Here is a 14,874-nt window from a genome sequence, read left to right as displayed (position 1 = left end):
CGCACGGGCCATCAGTGCACTCACGCACTACGACCCGCGGGCGCAGCAGGCGTGTGTGTTGTGGTCGCTGGCGATCCGGCATGCGATCGTGCACGCGGAATTCGACCTGCGCGCCGGCCTGACGTATTTGGATGATGAAGCCACCGAGTACTGGACCGCGCGGATCGACGAAGCCGAGGCAGGGCCGCCGTCGCGCTTCAGCCCGAATGGATGGGTGGTGGCAGCGCTACAGGCGGCCTGGTCGGCGATTGTCGCCACGCCGGTGCCCGATGTAGATCCGTGTCGTCACCTGGGGGCGGCGCTCGACACCGCGATCGGTATCGGCGACGACACCGATACCGTCGCCGCCATCGCGGGCGCACTGCTCGGCGCCAGGTGGGGTGCGTCGAGTGTGCCGGCGCGATGGCGGCGAATCCTGCACGGCTACCCGGGAATCTCCGGTGAGGATCTTGTGCGGCTGGCGCAACGTGCCGTAGCGGGTACCTGATCTTCGTACCGGCTGACGCTGTGCCCTAGCTCAGGCCGGTCCGAACAGTTGATTCCGGACCGCGTTAGCCGATTTTGCCGTGCGACGTGGTGGAGAGGTGCCTTCGTTTGATTGGGGAAGATATCGTCGGCGAGTGCTCCGAGTCGCACAACGATGACGTCCTCCTGCCAGCCTGATTGCGCCCATGCGGCGCAGAATGAGTGGTCGCTGAGATTGCCGACGCGTCGGCTACCCGCTCTCGCGAGCAACGCACGGAAAGGGACGCGCGTGGGGGATGTCGCCGCGCAGGTAGTCGCGGCCCAGGCGGAGCGTCTCGACCTTCGACCAAGCATCGGCCAGCTGCGCCAGGTAGTGGGCGTCGAAGATCGCGGCGACCGCGGCCGGTTCGGTTGCGACCACCCCAAAAATCGGCGTCCGTTCGAGGGGGATCGGCGGCACGGCGGGCGGCTGCAGCGGCGCTCGCCGGTTGCCCTTGGGTGTTCGCGAGCTGCGATTGGCCGCGACGAGGATGTCGATCTCGTCGTGGAGCCGTTGGCGAGTGGCTTCGACGTCGACGATCCGGCATCTGACACCGTCGGGGACGGGTGCGTCATCGAGGACGTGGACCGGCTGCCCGTCCAGAATCGACCGTGCATCGGCTGCGTTGACGTTCACCCAGGCGCCGCAGAGTCGGCCCGGGCCGGCCTCGGGCCCGACGTTGACCGACCAGATCGCCTGATTGTCGTCCACCACACTGAGGATCTTGATGGCGACAGGCAGGTTGGAGGTGTGCATGTTCGTTCCCTTCTCGCTCGTCACCGGCGTAGCAGGGCGAGGCCGTCTTCTTCGCCGAGCACGGAGATCCCGTACTCGCGCGCCTTCTGCGTTTTGCGCGACTGCGAATAAGGATCGGCTGCAATCACCAGCGACGACTTCTTGGTGATGTTCTTGCCGACGAGGTAGCCGCGCGCCACGATCTCGGCCTCGAGGTGGCTGCGGTCGAGGGTCATTTCGCCAGTCAGAACGATGATCGCGCCGGGCGTCAGTGGCGGTATCGGGACGGCGGTAATCGTCGACGCATCCGACGGGACCGCCTGCGGGGTGAGGGCGCGAAGCAGCGAGTCGTCATCGATCCCGAGGAGTCGACCGACCTGGATCACGTCGGCGGCTTCGTCGTCGGTCAGCACGCCGTCAGCCCACACGTCACGGACGACGCCCTCGAAATGCCCGCGATGCAGAGAACCGAGCGTCATCGAATCCAGGCCGAGGCGTCGCGCGGTCTCGATGAGCGCGTCGACTTCGGCTGCGTCGAGCACGCGGTCGTCGAGGGCGTCGTTAAGCAACGCCGCATACTCGGCGGTGGCGGCGGGCCCGGGGATCGGCGCACCCAGGGCGCTCAAAACCTCGTCGACCGACCGTGACGCGGCCAGCCGGCCGGCGGCCGTAGGTGCGGGATGGTGCACACAGCAGACGTCCCCGCGGCGCTTGAGCGGCACCGTCACCGCACCGGGGTGGGGTGGCCAGGCGACGCGCTGGGCGAGTTCGAGGTGTTGCGCCCAGAGCGGGGATCCGGCCGACATCGTGACGAGCTGCCCGAACAGGTACGACGTCACCAACGCGTCACCGTACGCGCTGTGCGCCGGGCGACGCTCCTCGTGTGCGCGGGCGAAGACATCGTCGATGGAGATGCCGAGGTGGGCGGTCAACTCGTGCAGCTTGAAGCTGCTCGCCTGGGACGCCAAGAGGCGGCGGGCGACCGTCAACGTATCGACGACGACCACCTCGGGCAATACGAACCCCGCGCGTTCCAACTCGGCGGCGAGGAACCTCAGGTCGAAGGCGACGTTGTGGCCGACGATGACCCGGCCGTCGAGCAGATCGAGCAGTGTGGGGATCACTTGGTCGAAGGTGGGCGCGTCGAAGACATCGCGGGCAGTAACCCCGTGCACCGAGGTGGGGCCGACATCGCGCTTCGGATTCACCAGTGTTTCCAGGGAACCTTCGATCTGAAGGTCGGGCGTCAGAAAGACCGCGCCCACCTCCACGATCCGGTGCCCGTAGCCCGGGGCGAAGCCGGTGGTCTCGAAGTCGAGCACCGCGAATCCGCGGCTCATCGGACGATCTCGTTCGTGGTCATGCCGGGCACAGTATCGGCGATGCCCGACATGTGCGTCTTAGCCGGTGTCGGCTGTTCGGGGGAATTTTGGCAGTTCGAGGTCGGTCAGTTGCGGGCGACGAGATCGCTTCACCGCGTTGATGGCGCGTCGGGGAGTCGACGTCAGTGCAGAAAAGGTGTCAGTTCAGAAAAGGGGAGGCCAGCCACGACCAGTCCAGCCCGACCCAGCCGCCGAACAGCGCGAGTGCCCCGGTGAGCCAGAGGGTGAGTATGACGATCGCGCAGGTGGCGATGGCCAGGACTGTCTGGGCCAGCGGGCTGCCGTCGATGTGATCGGAGTACAGGCGGTTGAGGCGGTGCATGATCGCATGTCGCAGCAGGGCCGCCCACTCGAGCTCCTGCGACAAGATCAGCAGGCCGAGGAAGACGATGGCCCAGCCGGGCCCCGGATAGGGGATCGCGACGACGCCGATCGCCGTCACCAGAATGCCGACCGTGATCGTCACGTACCGCAGCACGATGCCGAACCGGTGGTTGTGTCTGAGGTGCTGGTATCGAGCGCCCAGTCGTGCGACGAATCCGCGAGCTTTGTCGGATTCAGGAGCCTCGGGGATGTCGTCGATGGGTGCGGCGGACATGCTCACGATTCTGCGTGAAATTCTGTCGTCGTGCAGCGGCGGGGTGCCCGGGCGATGTTCGACGACCCGCCGTCCACTAGGATTTCAGCGGTCCGGGCCGGTGCCCGGGCGAGGGGGCTATAGCTCAGTTGGTTAGAGCCGCGGACTCATAATCCGCTGGTCCCGGGTTCGAGCCCCGGTGGCCCCACCGTGACATTGTCGTCTGGCGGCATTATTGCCGTTCACCGATGTCGCTCGCGCGCCCCTAGCTGGGGGTAGAGGGCTTCGATGGGTCCGGAGAGGCCAGCTTTCACCTGGACAGAGAGATCGTCGGCGAGGACTTCAAACACTCCGGCAGCTACTCCGTCGTACGCCCTTCTGACAATCTCGATCGGATCGTTCTTAGGGACGTCGAGACCGGCGGTCATGGGCGTGTCGGTGTAGCCGAGGTGGAGGGCTGTGACGAGGGTGCCTTGATCGGCCAGGGCAGCCCGTTGCGTGTTGGTGGCAGACCAGAGTGCGGCTTTAGTGGCGCTGTAGCCATCGCCGACGCCGATCCAGGACAGCACCGACAGCACGTTGAGGAGTGCTCCGCCGCCGTTGGCGGCCAGGGCCGGCGCGAAAGCGCCAGCGACGGCGAGCGGTCCGAAGAAGTTCACGTCGAACAGTGCCCGCAAGGCCGGGTTGTCGTTCAACACGGTCGCACCATTGGCGCCACCAGCGTTGTTGACGAGAAGCGTTACGTCCGGAGCGGCCGCCGCTGCTGCAGCGATCGACGCGGAATCGGTGACATCGAGGGCGAGCGGGACGATGCGTGGGTCGCTCCACTCGCGTGGTGTGCGGGCGGTGGCATACACGGTGTGCGCGCCGCGGTCGAGGGCTTGTTGTACGAACTGTGTGCCGAGTCCGCCATTGGCTCCGGTCACGAGTACGGCGTCGAAGACCGCCATGTCAGATCCTTTCGAGGAGGGTTGCGTTGGTTTGGCCGCCGGCGCCCGCCATCACGCCTTTGCGATGGCCTCGCCGAGGAACGCGGGGTCGCGTGCCCGATCGGCGGCTCGGTGGCCTCGATGCGGCGGGTCAGGGTTCGATCGGCATGATCAGGCAGGTCGCGATCGCGTGGCCGATGACTCGGCCGGTTTTGTCGGTGATCTGTGCTTCGGCCGTGGCCGTGCGGCGCCCGATCGAGACGACGGTGCCTTCACAGGTCAGCAGTCCGCTGTCGATGGTGGCGGCGCGGGTGAACTTGATGGTCAGGTCCAGGGAGGTATAGGCCGTACCGGCCGACAGTTTGGTGTGCACGGCGCAGCCGAGGGCGGAATCGGCCAGGGTTGCCAGGACGCCGCCGTGGACGGTGCCGATGGGGTTGTAGTGCCATTCCTGCGGGGTGAGTTCGAAGACCGCGCGGCCGTCGGAAATATCGACCAGGGACATGCCGAGCGTGTTGTTAATGGGCGGCGGAGGAAAGGCGCCGTCGCCCAACTGCGTGAAGAAGTCGATACCGTCGAGCTCCCGGGCGGCGGAAGCGAAGACCTGCGGGTCGACCCATGAATAGGTCCGTTCGCGGACCGGCGAGGTGCTCTCAGATGTGGTGTGGGGGGCCATGATTGTCCTTCATATAGATCGCGTCGCTCACACGTCGGTGAGGGTGGGGTAGTCGGTGTAGCCGTGGCGGCCGCCCGTGTACAGCGTGGCGGGATCGAGTTCATTGAACGGCGCGCCTGCGCGGAGACGTTCGACGACGTCCGGGTTGGCCAGTGCCCACTGGCCGAGCGGGGCGATGTCGGCGAGACCTGTTTCGATGTCGTCGGCGATCTGTTCCCGGCGGCGTCCGTAGCGCACCACCAACAGGGCTGTGGGCCACAGTTCACGCAGCGTGCGAAGCAACTCGTCGTCGCCGGCGTGGTGGACGTGGAGGTAGGCCAGGTTCAGCGGTGCCAGCTCGCTGACCAGGTACGTGTACTGGGCGCGAATCGCCTCGGGGTCGCCTTCGTCGAGTCCGCCAAGCGGGAAGCCGGGGGAGAGACGAATGCCAGTGCGCTCGGGGCCGATGGCCCCGGCAACGGCGTGGGCGACCTCGATGACGAAGCGTGCGCGATTCTCGATGGAGCCGCCGTACTGATCGATACGCTGGTTGGCGTTCGGGGCGAGGAACTGGTGCAACAGGTAGCCGTTGGCGGCGTGGATCTCGACGCCATCGGCTCCGGCCTCGATCGCGGAGCGGGCGGCGTGCACGAACTCAGCAACGACCTCGCTGACCTCATCGGTGGCCAGCGCGCGCGGGGTGGATGCCTTCTGGATACCGGTCGGGGTGACGAAGTCCTGGTCCGACGCGATGGCCGATGGTGCGACCGGGACCCGGTGGTGCGGCGTGTTGTCCGAGTGTGATTGGCGACCGACGTGCATGAGCTGGATGAACAGGTATCCGCCAGCATGGTGGACTGCACTGGTGACGTCCCGCCACCCGGCAATATGGGCCGGCGTGTAGATCCCGGGTGTCCCGAGGTACCCCTGCCCGTCAGCCGAGGGTTGAGTGCCTTCGGTGATGAGCAAACCGAGCGAGGCGCGTTGGGCGTAGTACTCGGCGGCGAGTGCTGACGGGGTGCCGTCGCTGTCGGCGCGGTTGCGCGTCATCGGAGCCAGCGCGAGTCGATGTGGAAGCGACATCGCGCCGAGAGTGAATGGTTCCCACAGGGCAGGGCTGGTGGACATGGCGGGGTCCTTTCGTTGAGATTGTCGAGAGTCGCAGGTCAGTCGGAAAGGAACTCGAGGACCTCGGGCACGAAGACGTCGTGGTACTGGAAGACGCCGCCGTGACCGGAGTTCGGGTAGATCGTCACCTTGGCGTTGGGCAGACGCTTGGCCAGGTCCATGGAGTGTTCACTGGCCACCATGAGGTCGTTGTCGCCGTTGGCGACGAAGACGGGGACCGTGATGGTGGAGAGGTCGTCGGGTGCATGGAGACCGCCGCTGGTGATGGCGCGGAGTTGGGCGATGCGGGCCTGGTTGGAGATGGGCTTGTCACGGTCGGTGGTGCGCTCGGCGAGGCGGTCGAAGTAGTCGTTGGCGGCCTTCTTGCCCTCGGAAGTGCGCGGAAAGAACAGGAAGTGGCGGGCATCCTTGCGGGCCAGGGCGGCCTTGGCATAGGCGCCACCGACGATGAAGGGCATCTTCCAGATGCCGCCACCGCCGCGTGGTCCACTGCCGGCGATGACCATGCGGCGGACCAAGTCGGGGGCTTGCAGGGCAACCATCTGGGCCACGGCTCCGCCGACGGAGAAGCCGAACAGATCGACCTTCTCGTGTCCTAGCGCCCGAATGAAGGCGATCGCATCGGCTCCCATCTGATCGAGGTCTGCCGGTGTCACCGAGCCGGTTCCGCCGACCCCCTTGTTGTCGAAGGCGATGACGCGGTGCTGGGCGGCGATGCCGTCGATGACGCGCGGGTCCCAGTCGTCCAGTACGGCGGTGAAGTGGTGCAGGAACACCACGGGCACCTCGGATTCGGCGCCGAGTTCACGGTAGGAGTACCGGACGCCGTCGACGACGATGCTGCTGGTGGGGACGTCTTTCCAGGTGGTCATGAGATCTTCTTTCTGCTGGGGTTGTTGGTGCTGGGGTTGTTGGTGCTGGGGGAGTTGGTCGTCGGGGTGGGGTGTCCGCGTCGGTCCAGTCGGGCCAGGACGTCGAGGACGACGCGATCGGTCGTGAGTTTCTTGTCGAGGAGGAGCCCGACCCCGCCGCGTGCGGCGGAGATCACCGACCAGCGGGCGGGATGAACCACGCGCGGCTTTCGGCGTTCGAGTCCGTCGGCGATCGCCGTGGCCGCCGATTGGGGGGTGACGCGCTTCAGCATCGCCGTGGGAAGCGTGCCGAGCAGCTCGAGGACGACCGGGTCCTCGTCGACCCCGGTTTTGATCATGTCCGTGTCGACCAGGGAGAAGTATGCGGTGAGGACGGAGACTCCAGCGTCGGTGAGCTCGATCCGGAGGGCGCGACCGAGTTGTTCGACGGCGGCCTTGCTCATTGCATAGGGGATGGTTCCCATGCCGTTGATGAAGGCGAACACCGACGACATCAGCACGATCTGGCCGCGGTTGGCCATGACGTGTTCGAGCGCGGCATCCACGGTGTTGACGACCCCGGACACGTTGACGGCCAAAGTGGTCTCGATGTCTGACTCTGGCGTGGTGCGAAGGGTCGCGGCCTTCGGTAGGAGGCCGGCGTTGGCGATCACCACGTCCAGGCGACCGAAGCGATCCACGGTCGCGGCGACTGCGGCGGCGAGCTCATCGCGGCGGCGTACATCGGCAACGATCCCGAGCGCGTTGGACTCGTGTAGTCGTGCTGCGCGATCGGGCGTGTCTGCGGCGAGGTCGGCGATGGTGACTCGCGCCTTCCGGCGAAGCAACTCTTGCGCGGTGGCGCCGCCGATCCCGCCGTTGCCGCCAGTGATCAGGACGACCTTTCCGCTGAGGTCATAGGTGGCGGGACCGGAGAAGAGGCGCATCACAGACCCCGTCGCGTGCCGAAGGAGAATCGGCCGTTGCGGCGCACCATGGCTACCGTGGTGACGAGCGGGCCACGCTTGAGGTTCGGTTCCTCGTTCCGGCTCAGGCGGTGCAACTGGTCGGTGTTCCAACTGATGTTGAGCAGCCCGTCGAGCTGTTTGAGGTCGGCAACCTTCCCCAAGATTGGACGCAGCCCGTATCTGATCTCGTGGGCGGTCAGCTCCGTGTTCCGGTTGGTGAGGATTTCGCGTGCGGCTCCGGGGTTGGTGACGGTGGGGCGGGCGATTCCGACGAGGTCACAATCTCCGCTGGTCACTGCAGCTTCCATGCCGGCGTGAGTACGGAATCCTCCGGTGACTGCGATGGGCACGTCGCCCGCCATGTCCTTGACTGATGCGGCGTATTCAAGGAAGTACGCCTCGCGTGCGCGGGTGCTGGCCGCTTCCGAGCCTGACATCGCCGGAGACTCATAGCTTCCGCCGCTGATTTCGATCAGGTCGACGCCTTCGGCGACGAGGGCGGCGACCACATCGCGTGACTCACTCTCGCTGAAGCCGCCCTTCTGGAAGTCGGCGGAGTTGAGCTTGACGCTCACCGCGAACCCGGGGCTCACGGCGCTGCGGGTGCGGCGCACGATTTCGAGGAGGAACCGCATGCGCCGCTCCGGGGTGCCACCCCATTCATCGGTGCGCTGATTGACCAGCGGTGACAGGAACTGGGTGACGAGGTATCCGTGCGCGGCATGGATCTGAACGCCGTCGAATCCGGCGGCCTCGCAGACCGTCGCTGCGCGGGCGAAACGCTCGACGATGCTCTCGATCTCGTCGCCCGCCAGCGCCCGCGGTGTTGCTGCCCCGGGCATCGCCAGCGGCACAGCGCTGGGAGCCACAGGTGTGTGTCCGACGTGGAGCGGATTGGCCTGGCGGCCGGGGTGATTCAACTGGGCGAAGATCGGCGTGCCACCGTCGTGCGCGGCTTGGGACCATGCCGCCAAGGCGTCGTGGTCGCGGTCGTCCTCAATAACGACGTTGCCGGGCTCGCCGAGTTGGGTCCGATCGACGGCCACATTGCCGGTGATCAGCAGTCCGTAGCCCCCCTGTCGCCAGCGGCGGTAGAGATTGGCCATCTGCTCGTTCGGCGCATTATCGCTGCCGGCGAGAGCCTCACTCATCGCCGCTTTGACGATGCGGTTGGGCAGACGCAGCCCGCAGGGCAGGTCGAGTGGATCACTCAGGGACGTCGTCGGATTCGTCATGGTCACTCCAGATTGTCGATTGAAGTACGATCATAATATGATGATCGACATATAATCAAGAGACAGTGCACATGACGGAGGAATTTTTCGATGGCCAGGTATGCCGGTGACCACAAGGAAGCAACGCGGCGACGCATCGTCGAGTCCGCGGGGCGTCGTATCAAACAAGACGGCATCGACGGCGCCGGCATCGCGACGTTGATGGCTGACGCCGGACTGACCAACGGAGCCTTCTACGCGCACTTCTCTTCTAAGCAGAGCCTCGTCGCCGCCGTGGTCACGGACCAACTCGAAGCCCAAGCGGCGCGGATCGCGGAGCTTCCGCCAGGCCGCGACGGCCTCCTCGGCTTCATCGACTGGTATCTGTCGACGGACCACCGCAACGACGTCGCCAATGGGTGCCCATCAGCGGCGCTGCTCGACGAGATCGCACGCCAGGGCGACGAGGTCGGCGCGGCCTATGAGCGCGGTGTCGCCATCATCGCCGACGAGGTCGCCGACCGTTTGGCGCGGGATTGGTCCCTCGACGCCGGTGTTGCCCAGACGCGGGCCGTCGGACTGATGACTGTGCTCATCGCGAGCATGCAACTGGCTCGAGCCATGACCGATGCGGCGAAGGCCGAGCAGGTGCTGGTGGCCAGTCGCGACAACATTCGGGTGCTCCTTGCGGCTTGAGCGCAGCTGCGACCAAGCGCATGCCCGCACCCCTCATCTCAGAAAAGGAAAGCACGATGAAAGCATTCATAGTCACTGCATACGGTCCCGACGGGTTACATGCGGCCGATATCGCCGCGCCAACGGTCGGCGCCCACGACGTACTTATCGATGTGCGTGCCGCGAGCGTCAACCCGCTCGACAAGATGGTGCGCAACGGAGAGTTTAAGCAGTTGCTGGGATACAAGACCCCCTTCACGCTCGGCCACGATGTCGCCGGCGTGGTGACACAGGTCGGCCCGGCCGTCGCGGGATTCACGGTGGGCGACGAGGTCTACTCCCGCCCCCGCGATCTGCGTATCGGGACGTTCGCCGAGTCCATCGCCGTCGACGAGGCAGACGTGGCGCTCAAGCCCTCGACACTGTCGTTCGTCGAAGCCGCCGCCGTGCCCCTCGTCGCGTTGACGGCGTGGCAAGCGCTGGTCGACGTGGCCAAGGTCAAGCCCGGACAACGGGTGCTTGTGCACGCGGGCGCCGGCGGACTCGGATCCACGATGATCCAGGTGGCCAAACACCTCGGCGCCCACGTCGCCACCACCGCGAGCACCAAGAACCTCGACCGTGTTCGGCGGCTGGGCGCTGACGAGGTTGTTGACTACACGCGGCAGGACTTCTCTCAGGAGCTCAGCGGATACGACGTCGTCCTCGACTCGCTCGGCGGGAAGAACCTGGACAAGTCGCTGACCGTGCTCAAGCCCGGAGGCCTGGCCATCAGTGTGGTCGGCCCACCCGATCCCAATCTGGCCGCACAGATCGGCAAGCCCCTTCTGACACCGGTCCTGGCATTGATGAGTCGCAAAGTCCGCGGCCGGGCCAAGAAGCTTGGTGTGCGCTATGCGTTTCTCTTTATGCAGGCCAATGGGGAGCAGCTCACCCACCTGGCCAGCCTCTATGACAGCGGGGTCCTCAGGCCGGTGGTGGACCGGACGTTCGCTTTCGACGAGACCCTCGACGCCATCGCTTATGTCGAACAGGGTAGGGCGAACGGCAAGATCGTGATCACCCGCGCAGACCACGCCTGACCTGAACCGGCACAGTCTTGGACGGCACGATTCAACTCCGGCCCGAACGGTAGGTGGCCGGGGTGAAACCGAGGACGCTGCGGAAGTCGGCGTCCAGGTGAGCGTGGTCGGCGTAGCCGAGTTCGGCGGCGATCTGCGCGATCGGCAGCGCTGGATCGTCGCGCACCCGCTGCGCGGCCTCCTGCAGCCGATATCGCCGGATCACCGCCAGCGGTGGCAGCCCGATGTGCCGCTTGGCCAGCCGCTGCACGGTGCGGATCGAGACCGCGAGCCGCTCGGCGAGCTGCTCCACCCGGACGAGGTCGCGGTCGGTGGCGATCAACTCCTCCATGGTGTTGGCCAGTGAGCCAGCCTCGTCGGGGGTGGCCAAGTGCTCGCGGCCCCACGCGGCGAATGCGGCGACGGCATCGTCGATGGTCGAATCCTGCGCTGGATCCAGGGTTGAGCTGACGGCGAGATGCAGATCGGGGAAGTCGACGGTGATCTCGCTGTCGCGGAGCGCGCTAGGGCCGGGGGGTGACCCTTCGACAAGCTCAGGGAGCAACGGAGGCTCAGGGAGCGGGACAAGATCAGGGGGCGGGTTGGGCTGGGGGAGTGGGAACAGCGAGGCGAGTCCGGCGGGGCGCAGCGAGGCGCCCACCGCCCAGCCGCAGCCGGATAGGTTTCGGTAGGAGGCGCCGGTCGTCGGCCCGGCCCGGGTGACATCGGCCGGGTCGACGACGAGATTGGTGGCCGGGAACGGGAGTAGGTGCTGACGGGAGACCCGGCCGGGCGGCAGGTTCCAGCGCGGGATCCAGAACCAGCGGACGCGGTCGGCCAGATCGTCGGGTGCGGGCCGCCGCGTGAAGCGGGGGAGATCTTGCGGATAGAGGATGCCGCGGGGGTCGTCGTTCACGGTGCCTCCTCGCCAACTAGTCGCGAATCTACAAGCCGCGCGCCGTCGGCGGCTCGTACCGTCAGGTCATGACTGAGAACATGACATCACGACAGGGCGCGACCGGGCGATACACCACCGACGGCGTGCCACACGGCTCGACGAGCCTGACGCCGTTCCTCGCGGTGCCGCGCGCGGCGCAGGCCGTTGACTTCTACCGGAGCGCATTCGGGGCGCGCGTCGTCGACGTCACTGAGATCGGCGGAACGGTGGTACACGCCGAACTCGACTTCGGCCGCGGCCGCCTGCAAATCGGCGAACCGAGCCCCGACTACCATCTGGTGCCGCCGCCGACCGGCGATACCGCCTGCTATTCGATCGCCTTGTACTGCGCCGACGTCGACGGGCTCGTCCAGCGGGCCGTCAGGGCCGGTGCGACGATCCGGGAACCGCTGGCCGATTTCGTGTCCGGGGACCGCTACGCGTCCCTCCTCGATCCGTTCGGCATTCGCTGGTCGGTGATGTCGCGCATGGAGGACCTCTCCGAGGAAGAGAGCACCCGCCGCGTCGCTGACTGGGCAGCGACCCAATCGGCGACGAGCTCCTGAGCGGTTGGTCGGAGGTGGTTTCGACTCGCCTTCTCACTTCGTTCGGCGGCGGCTCAACCAGCAGAGCGGGTGCCGTCGGGCGAGGGTGGAGCGGCTCAACCGGCGGAGGGGATGCTGGCGGTCAACCGGCGAAGGGGGCCGGCGGGCAGGGGCTATCGGGTGGGAGTCTCGGCGGGGGTAGTGGGGGCGCCGGGGTCGGGGCGGAAGGCGGACGGGCCAGCGGTGTCGTCGACCATCTCCAGCAGTTGACCTTCGCCGAGCGACTCGGCGGTGATCTCGTCCTGGACAGAAGTTACTGACCCTGATCCCAGAGCGTCGGGCGCTTGCGCGACCGAATTACTGCGCCGACTCCGCGCAGAGTTGTGGTGCTGACGCGGCTTGACGGCGCGGAGCAAACCACACGGGCGCCGCAGCTCGGGCGGCGCTGGGTGAGTTGAACGTGGACTGAGACCCATGGTGTCGGCTGAGACCGAGACGATCAGCGCAGCGCCGGGGTAGCGGACTCGCCGGCTGTCTGATAGTTGCACTACCGCCACCAGACAGCCGGTACCCAGGCGAAGGCGGGCAACTGTCGGCGCCAGGCCGCTGCTTAGGTGCTGTCGTCCGGACGAATGAACGTACCGGTGGGCGCGGCATTGCATCGCGTCGTTGTCTGACCTCGCACGTAGGTTGACATCTGATTCATCGAAGAGAGGGAAGCATGCCGATACCACTGATAGTTGCGGCGGTCGTTGCCGCCGGAGTCGCTTCTGGCGGCGGCGGTCTTGCGCTGGGCGGCAAGGGTGCACGGGACATCAAGCGCGCCAAGAGTCGCATCGATGCTGCAGTCAATCGCTATGACAGACGCCGGAAGCTCACCGATGCCCGAATCGCGCGGGGCAATGAGCAACTCGCCGCATACGGCGAAGAGCAGGCGGTGGCGGTCGATCGCGTGATCAATCGGATGGTCGAATTCATGGTCCGGAACGAGAAGAAGGTCCGGGAGAACCAGTCCTTGTTGGTGGACGGGCTCGAGGCGCGAGCGGAGGAGATGGGCGCCGTGGCAGGCCCCGGGCTCAGTGAGGGACTGGGGATTCTGGGTGGCCTCGCTGGCGGCGCAGCAGCCGGAGCCGGAGCCGGAGCCGCGGCAGGAGCCATCGCTGGCGCCATAGGAACGGCTAGTACCGGCGCAGCAATCTCCGGTCTGTCGGGCGCTGCTGCCTCCAGCGCGACGATGGCATGGCTCGGCGGTGGAGCGCTTTCCGCGGGTGGGGGTGGTATAGCGGCCGGTGCTCTCGTCTTGAACTCGGTGATCGTCGGGCCTGCGTTGCTTGCCACCGGCTTCGCCGTGGGCAAGCAAGGAGCTAAGGCGACCACAAAAGCCGTGACTGCCGAGACAGAAGTCGAGGTGGCCATCGCCGAGTTGGACGTTTTTGACGGCGCACTCGAGGCGGTGCGTAAGCGGTGCGCCGAGCTGAGTGGGATCCTTGACGAACTGACGGTGCGCGGGGTCGAGGCACTCGATGTACTCGAGTCCGAACCATTCGAGCCGCAGCTTCATGCAGGTCGTTTCCAGAGGGCATTGATTCTTGCGAAATCAGTTCGCGATGTCGTGGACACGCCGATCGTTGGCGACGACGGCACACCGACCACGGCAAGCCAAACGATTGTCGCTCGGTTCAAAGGTGCGGCGGCCACCGAGACCAACGATTCGAGCCACCACGGCCCGATCAGCGTCATCGTGCCCACTGAACCAAAGGAAGCCGCACCGGTAGGCGCAGGCGAGGAGAGCAACAATGGCTGATGGCAAAGCACTGACCGGGGACATTCTGGGGGCAGTCGCCGGGGCGGCAGGGAAGGGCGGCGGAGTGGTTCCCGCGGCAGCTGGATTTCAGGCGCTGACGAACCTTGTCGCGGCCGCGCAGGACTGTGTCGTCACAATGGCGCAGGAGCAGACCAAGCAATCCCGGTTGGCGGCCTACCGGGACACCGAGGTGGCCAAAATCAGGGCCGCTGAGTCGGTATTGAAGAAGTACTTTGACGAGACTTTCGCCGAACGTCGGGCGAATATCGACGGGCTGTTCGAGCGGCTCGACCGGGCTCTCGAGGCGGGCGACTCGACGCAGGTCGGCCAGATGGTCACCGCGGTAGTGGATCTGGCGAAGAGTTCGCCGCTCAACGATCTTGGCGATCTGTCGCAGATCCGCGCGGCGCTTGACGATCCCGATCAGGTGTGGGACCTGTAGGGATGGGTGAGCCTCGACCCTTGCGGGGCACACCGGAGCCGCGCAGACTGGAGACGTAGCTCGTTGATCGGTCAGTGACCCGGGGAGAGCCATGCAGAAGATCGTGCCGAACATTTGGTGCAACGCAACGGCGGAGGAGGCGGCCCACTTCTATGCGGCGGTCCTCCCGAACACCACCGCCCGGGTGACCTCGCGATACCCCGACGAGGGCCTACTCGATTTCCAGAAAGACCTAGCCGGCGCGCCGCTGACCGCGGCGGTGGTGATCGACGGCTATCAGCTCGTGCTGATCAACGCCGGACCGGAATTCCCGCCTACCCCGGCGATCAGCCTGATGCTCACCTTTGATCCGGCCGCGGCTGCCACCCTGGACGCGGTCTGGGCGGGGCTGCTCGATGGCGGGGAGAGCCTGATGGATCTGGGGGAGTACCCGTTCAGTCCGCGGTACGGCTGGGTGCGCGACCGC

At 66.3% G+C, this 14,874-nt stretch carries 17 protein-coding genes and 1 tRNA gene; 8 read left to right on the top strand and 10 right to left on the bottom strand.

Annotated elements, in window-relative coordinates:
• Nucleotides 1-487: ADP-ribosylglycohydrolase family protein (locus tag WAW85_RS12965; protein ID WP_422560019.1), on the top strand; the 487-nt coding region annotated here is incomplete at its 5' end.
• A gap of 228 nt (nucleotides 488-715) precedes the next feature.
• Here the strand turns inward: WAW85_RS12965 and WAW85_RS12960 are convergent.
• From WAW85_RS12960 to WAW85_RS12950, 3 genes are all read right to left on the bottom strand, one after another.
• Nucleotides 716-1,261 carry a hypothetical protein gene (locus WAW85_RS12960; RefSeq protein ID WP_422560018.1) on the bottom strand — a complete coding sequence of 182 codons (546 nt, stop codon included), beginning with the start codon at nucleotides 1,259-1,261 and terminating at the stop codon, nucleotides 716-718.
• Between the two features lie 20 nt (nucleotides 1,262-1,281).
• Entirely contained in the window at nucleotides 1,282-2,580 is a 1,299-nt protein-coding gene (locus WAW85_RS12955) for an exonuclease domain-containing protein (RefSeq protein ID WP_422560017.1), read from the bottom strand.
• A gap of 181 nt (nucleotides 2,581-2,761) precedes the next feature.
• Nucleotides 2,762-3,220 carry a TIGR02611 family protein gene (locus tag WAW85_RS12950; RefSeq protein WP_422560016.1) on the bottom strand — a complete coding sequence of 153 codons (459 nt, stop codon included), beginning with the start codon at nucleotides 3,218-3,220 and terminating at the stop codon, nucleotides 2,762-2,764.
• A 113-nt stretch (nucleotides 3,221-3,333) separates the two neighbouring features.
• On the opposite strand from WAW85_RS12950, the gene WAW85_RS12945 reads away from it, so the two are divergent.
• Nucleotides 3,334-3,407 (top strand) — tRNA-Ile (locus WAW85_RS12945).
• A gap of 34 nt (nucleotides 3,408-3,441) precedes the next feature.
• Here WAW85_RS12945 and WAW85_RS12940 read toward each other — a convergent pair.
• The 6 genes from WAW85_RS12940 to WAW85_RS12915 form a co-directional block, all read right to left on the bottom strand.
• Complete coding sequence (locus WAW85_RS12940) at nucleotides 3,442-4,149, bottom strand: SDR family oxidoreductase (RefSeq protein WP_422560015.1); 708 nt, start codon at nucleotides 4,147-4,149, stop codon at nucleotides 3,442-3,444.
• 130 nt (nucleotides 4,150-4,279) lie between these two features.
• Entirely contained in the window at nucleotides 4,280-4,804 is a 525-nt protein-coding gene (locus tag WAW85_RS12935; RefSeq protein ID WP_422560014.1) for a PaaI family thioesterase, read from the bottom strand.
• 27 nt (nucleotides 4,805-4,831) lie between these two features.
• Nucleotides 4,832-5,911, bottom strand: a complete 1,080-nt coding sequence (locus WAW85_RS12930) for an alkene reductase (protein WP_422560013.1) — start codon at nucleotides 5,909-5,911, stop codon at nucleotides 4,832-4,834.
• 38 nt (nucleotides 5,912-5,949) lie between these two features.
• Nucleotides 5,950-6,783: an alpha/beta fold hydrolase gene (locus WAW85_RS12925; RefSeq protein WP_422560012.1), complete on the bottom strand. Its 834-nt coding sequence runs from the start codon at nucleotides 6,781-6,783 to the stop codon at nucleotides 5,950-5,952.
• A complete protein-coding gene (locus WAW85_RS12920; RefSeq protein WP_422560011.1) occupies nucleotides 6,780-7,709 on the bottom strand; it encodes an SDR family NAD(P)-dependent oxidoreductase in 930 nt (309 codons plus the stop codon). The genes WAW85_RS12925 and WAW85_RS12920 overlap by 4 nt, the downstream gene beginning before the upstream one ends.
• Nucleotides 7,709-8,965, bottom strand: a complete 1,257-nt coding sequence (locus tag WAW85_RS12915) for an NADH:flavin oxidoreductase/NADH oxidase family protein (RefSeq protein WP_422560010.1) — start codon at nucleotides 8,963-8,965, stop codon at nucleotides 7,709-7,711. Before WAW85_RS12915 ends, WAW85_RS12920 begins: the two co-directional genes overlap by 1 nt.
• A 90-nt stretch (nucleotides 8,966-9,055) precedes the next feature.
• On the opposite strand from WAW85_RS12915, the gene WAW85_RS12910 reads away from it, so the two are divergent.
• Complete coding sequence (locus tag WAW85_RS12910; RefSeq protein ID WP_422560009.1) at nucleotides 9,056-9,640, top strand: TetR/AcrR family transcriptional regulator; 585 nt, start codon at nucleotides 9,056-9,058, stop codon at nucleotides 9,638-9,640.
• 56 nt (nucleotides 9,641-9,696) lie between these two features.
• A complete protein-coding gene (locus WAW85_RS12905; RefSeq protein ID WP_422560008.1) occupies nucleotides 9,697-10,701 on the top strand; it encodes an NADP-dependent oxidoreductase in 1,005 nt (334 codons plus the stop codon).
• 31 nt (nucleotides 10,702-10,732) lie between these two features.
• Here WAW85_RS12905 and WAW85_RS12900 read toward each other — a convergent pair whose 3' ends face one another.
• Entirely contained in the window at nucleotides 10,733-11,596 is an 864-nt protein-coding gene (locus tag WAW85_RS12900) for a helix-turn-helix domain-containing protein (RefSeq protein WP_422560007.1), read from the bottom strand.
• A 68-nt stretch (nucleotides 11,597-11,664) separates the two neighbouring features.
• On the opposite strand from WAW85_RS12900, the gene WAW85_RS12895 reads away from it, so the two are divergent.
• From WAW85_RS12895 to WAW85_RS12880, 4 genes are all read left to right on the top strand, one after another.
• On the top strand, nucleotides 11,665-12,183 hold the full coding sequence (locus WAW85_RS12895; RefSeq protein ID WP_422560006.1) for a VOC family protein: 519 nt from the start codon (nucleotides 11,665-11,667) through the stop codon (nucleotides 12,181-12,183).
• A 700-nt stretch (nucleotides 12,184-12,883) separates the two neighbouring features.
• A complete protein-coding gene (locus WAW85_RS12890) occupies nucleotides 12,884-13,966 on the top strand; it encodes a hypothetical protein (RefSeq protein WP_422560005.1) in 1,083 nt (360 codons plus the stop codon).
• Nucleotides 13,959-14,408: a hypothetical protein gene (locus WAW85_RS12885; RefSeq protein WP_422560004.1), complete on the top strand. Its 450-nt coding sequence runs from the start codon at nucleotides 13,959-13,961 to the stop codon at nucleotides 14,406-14,408. Before WAW85_RS12890 ends, WAW85_RS12885 begins: the two co-directional genes overlap by 8 nt.
• Nucleotides 14,409-14,499: 91 nt before the next feature.
• On the top strand, nucleotides 14,500-14,874 hold a 375-nt coding region (locus tag WAW85_RS12880; RefSeq protein WP_422560003.1), incomplete at its 3' end, for a VOC family protein.

The organism is Gordonia sp. (in: high G+C Gram-positive bacteria), assembly GCF_049299075.1.
Lineage (GTDB): Bacteria > Actinomycetota > Actinomycetes > Mycobacteriales > Mycobacteriaceae > Gordonia.
Note: the sequence above shows the minus strand (reverse complement) of the source record. Positions and strands in the feature narration are given on the sequence as shown.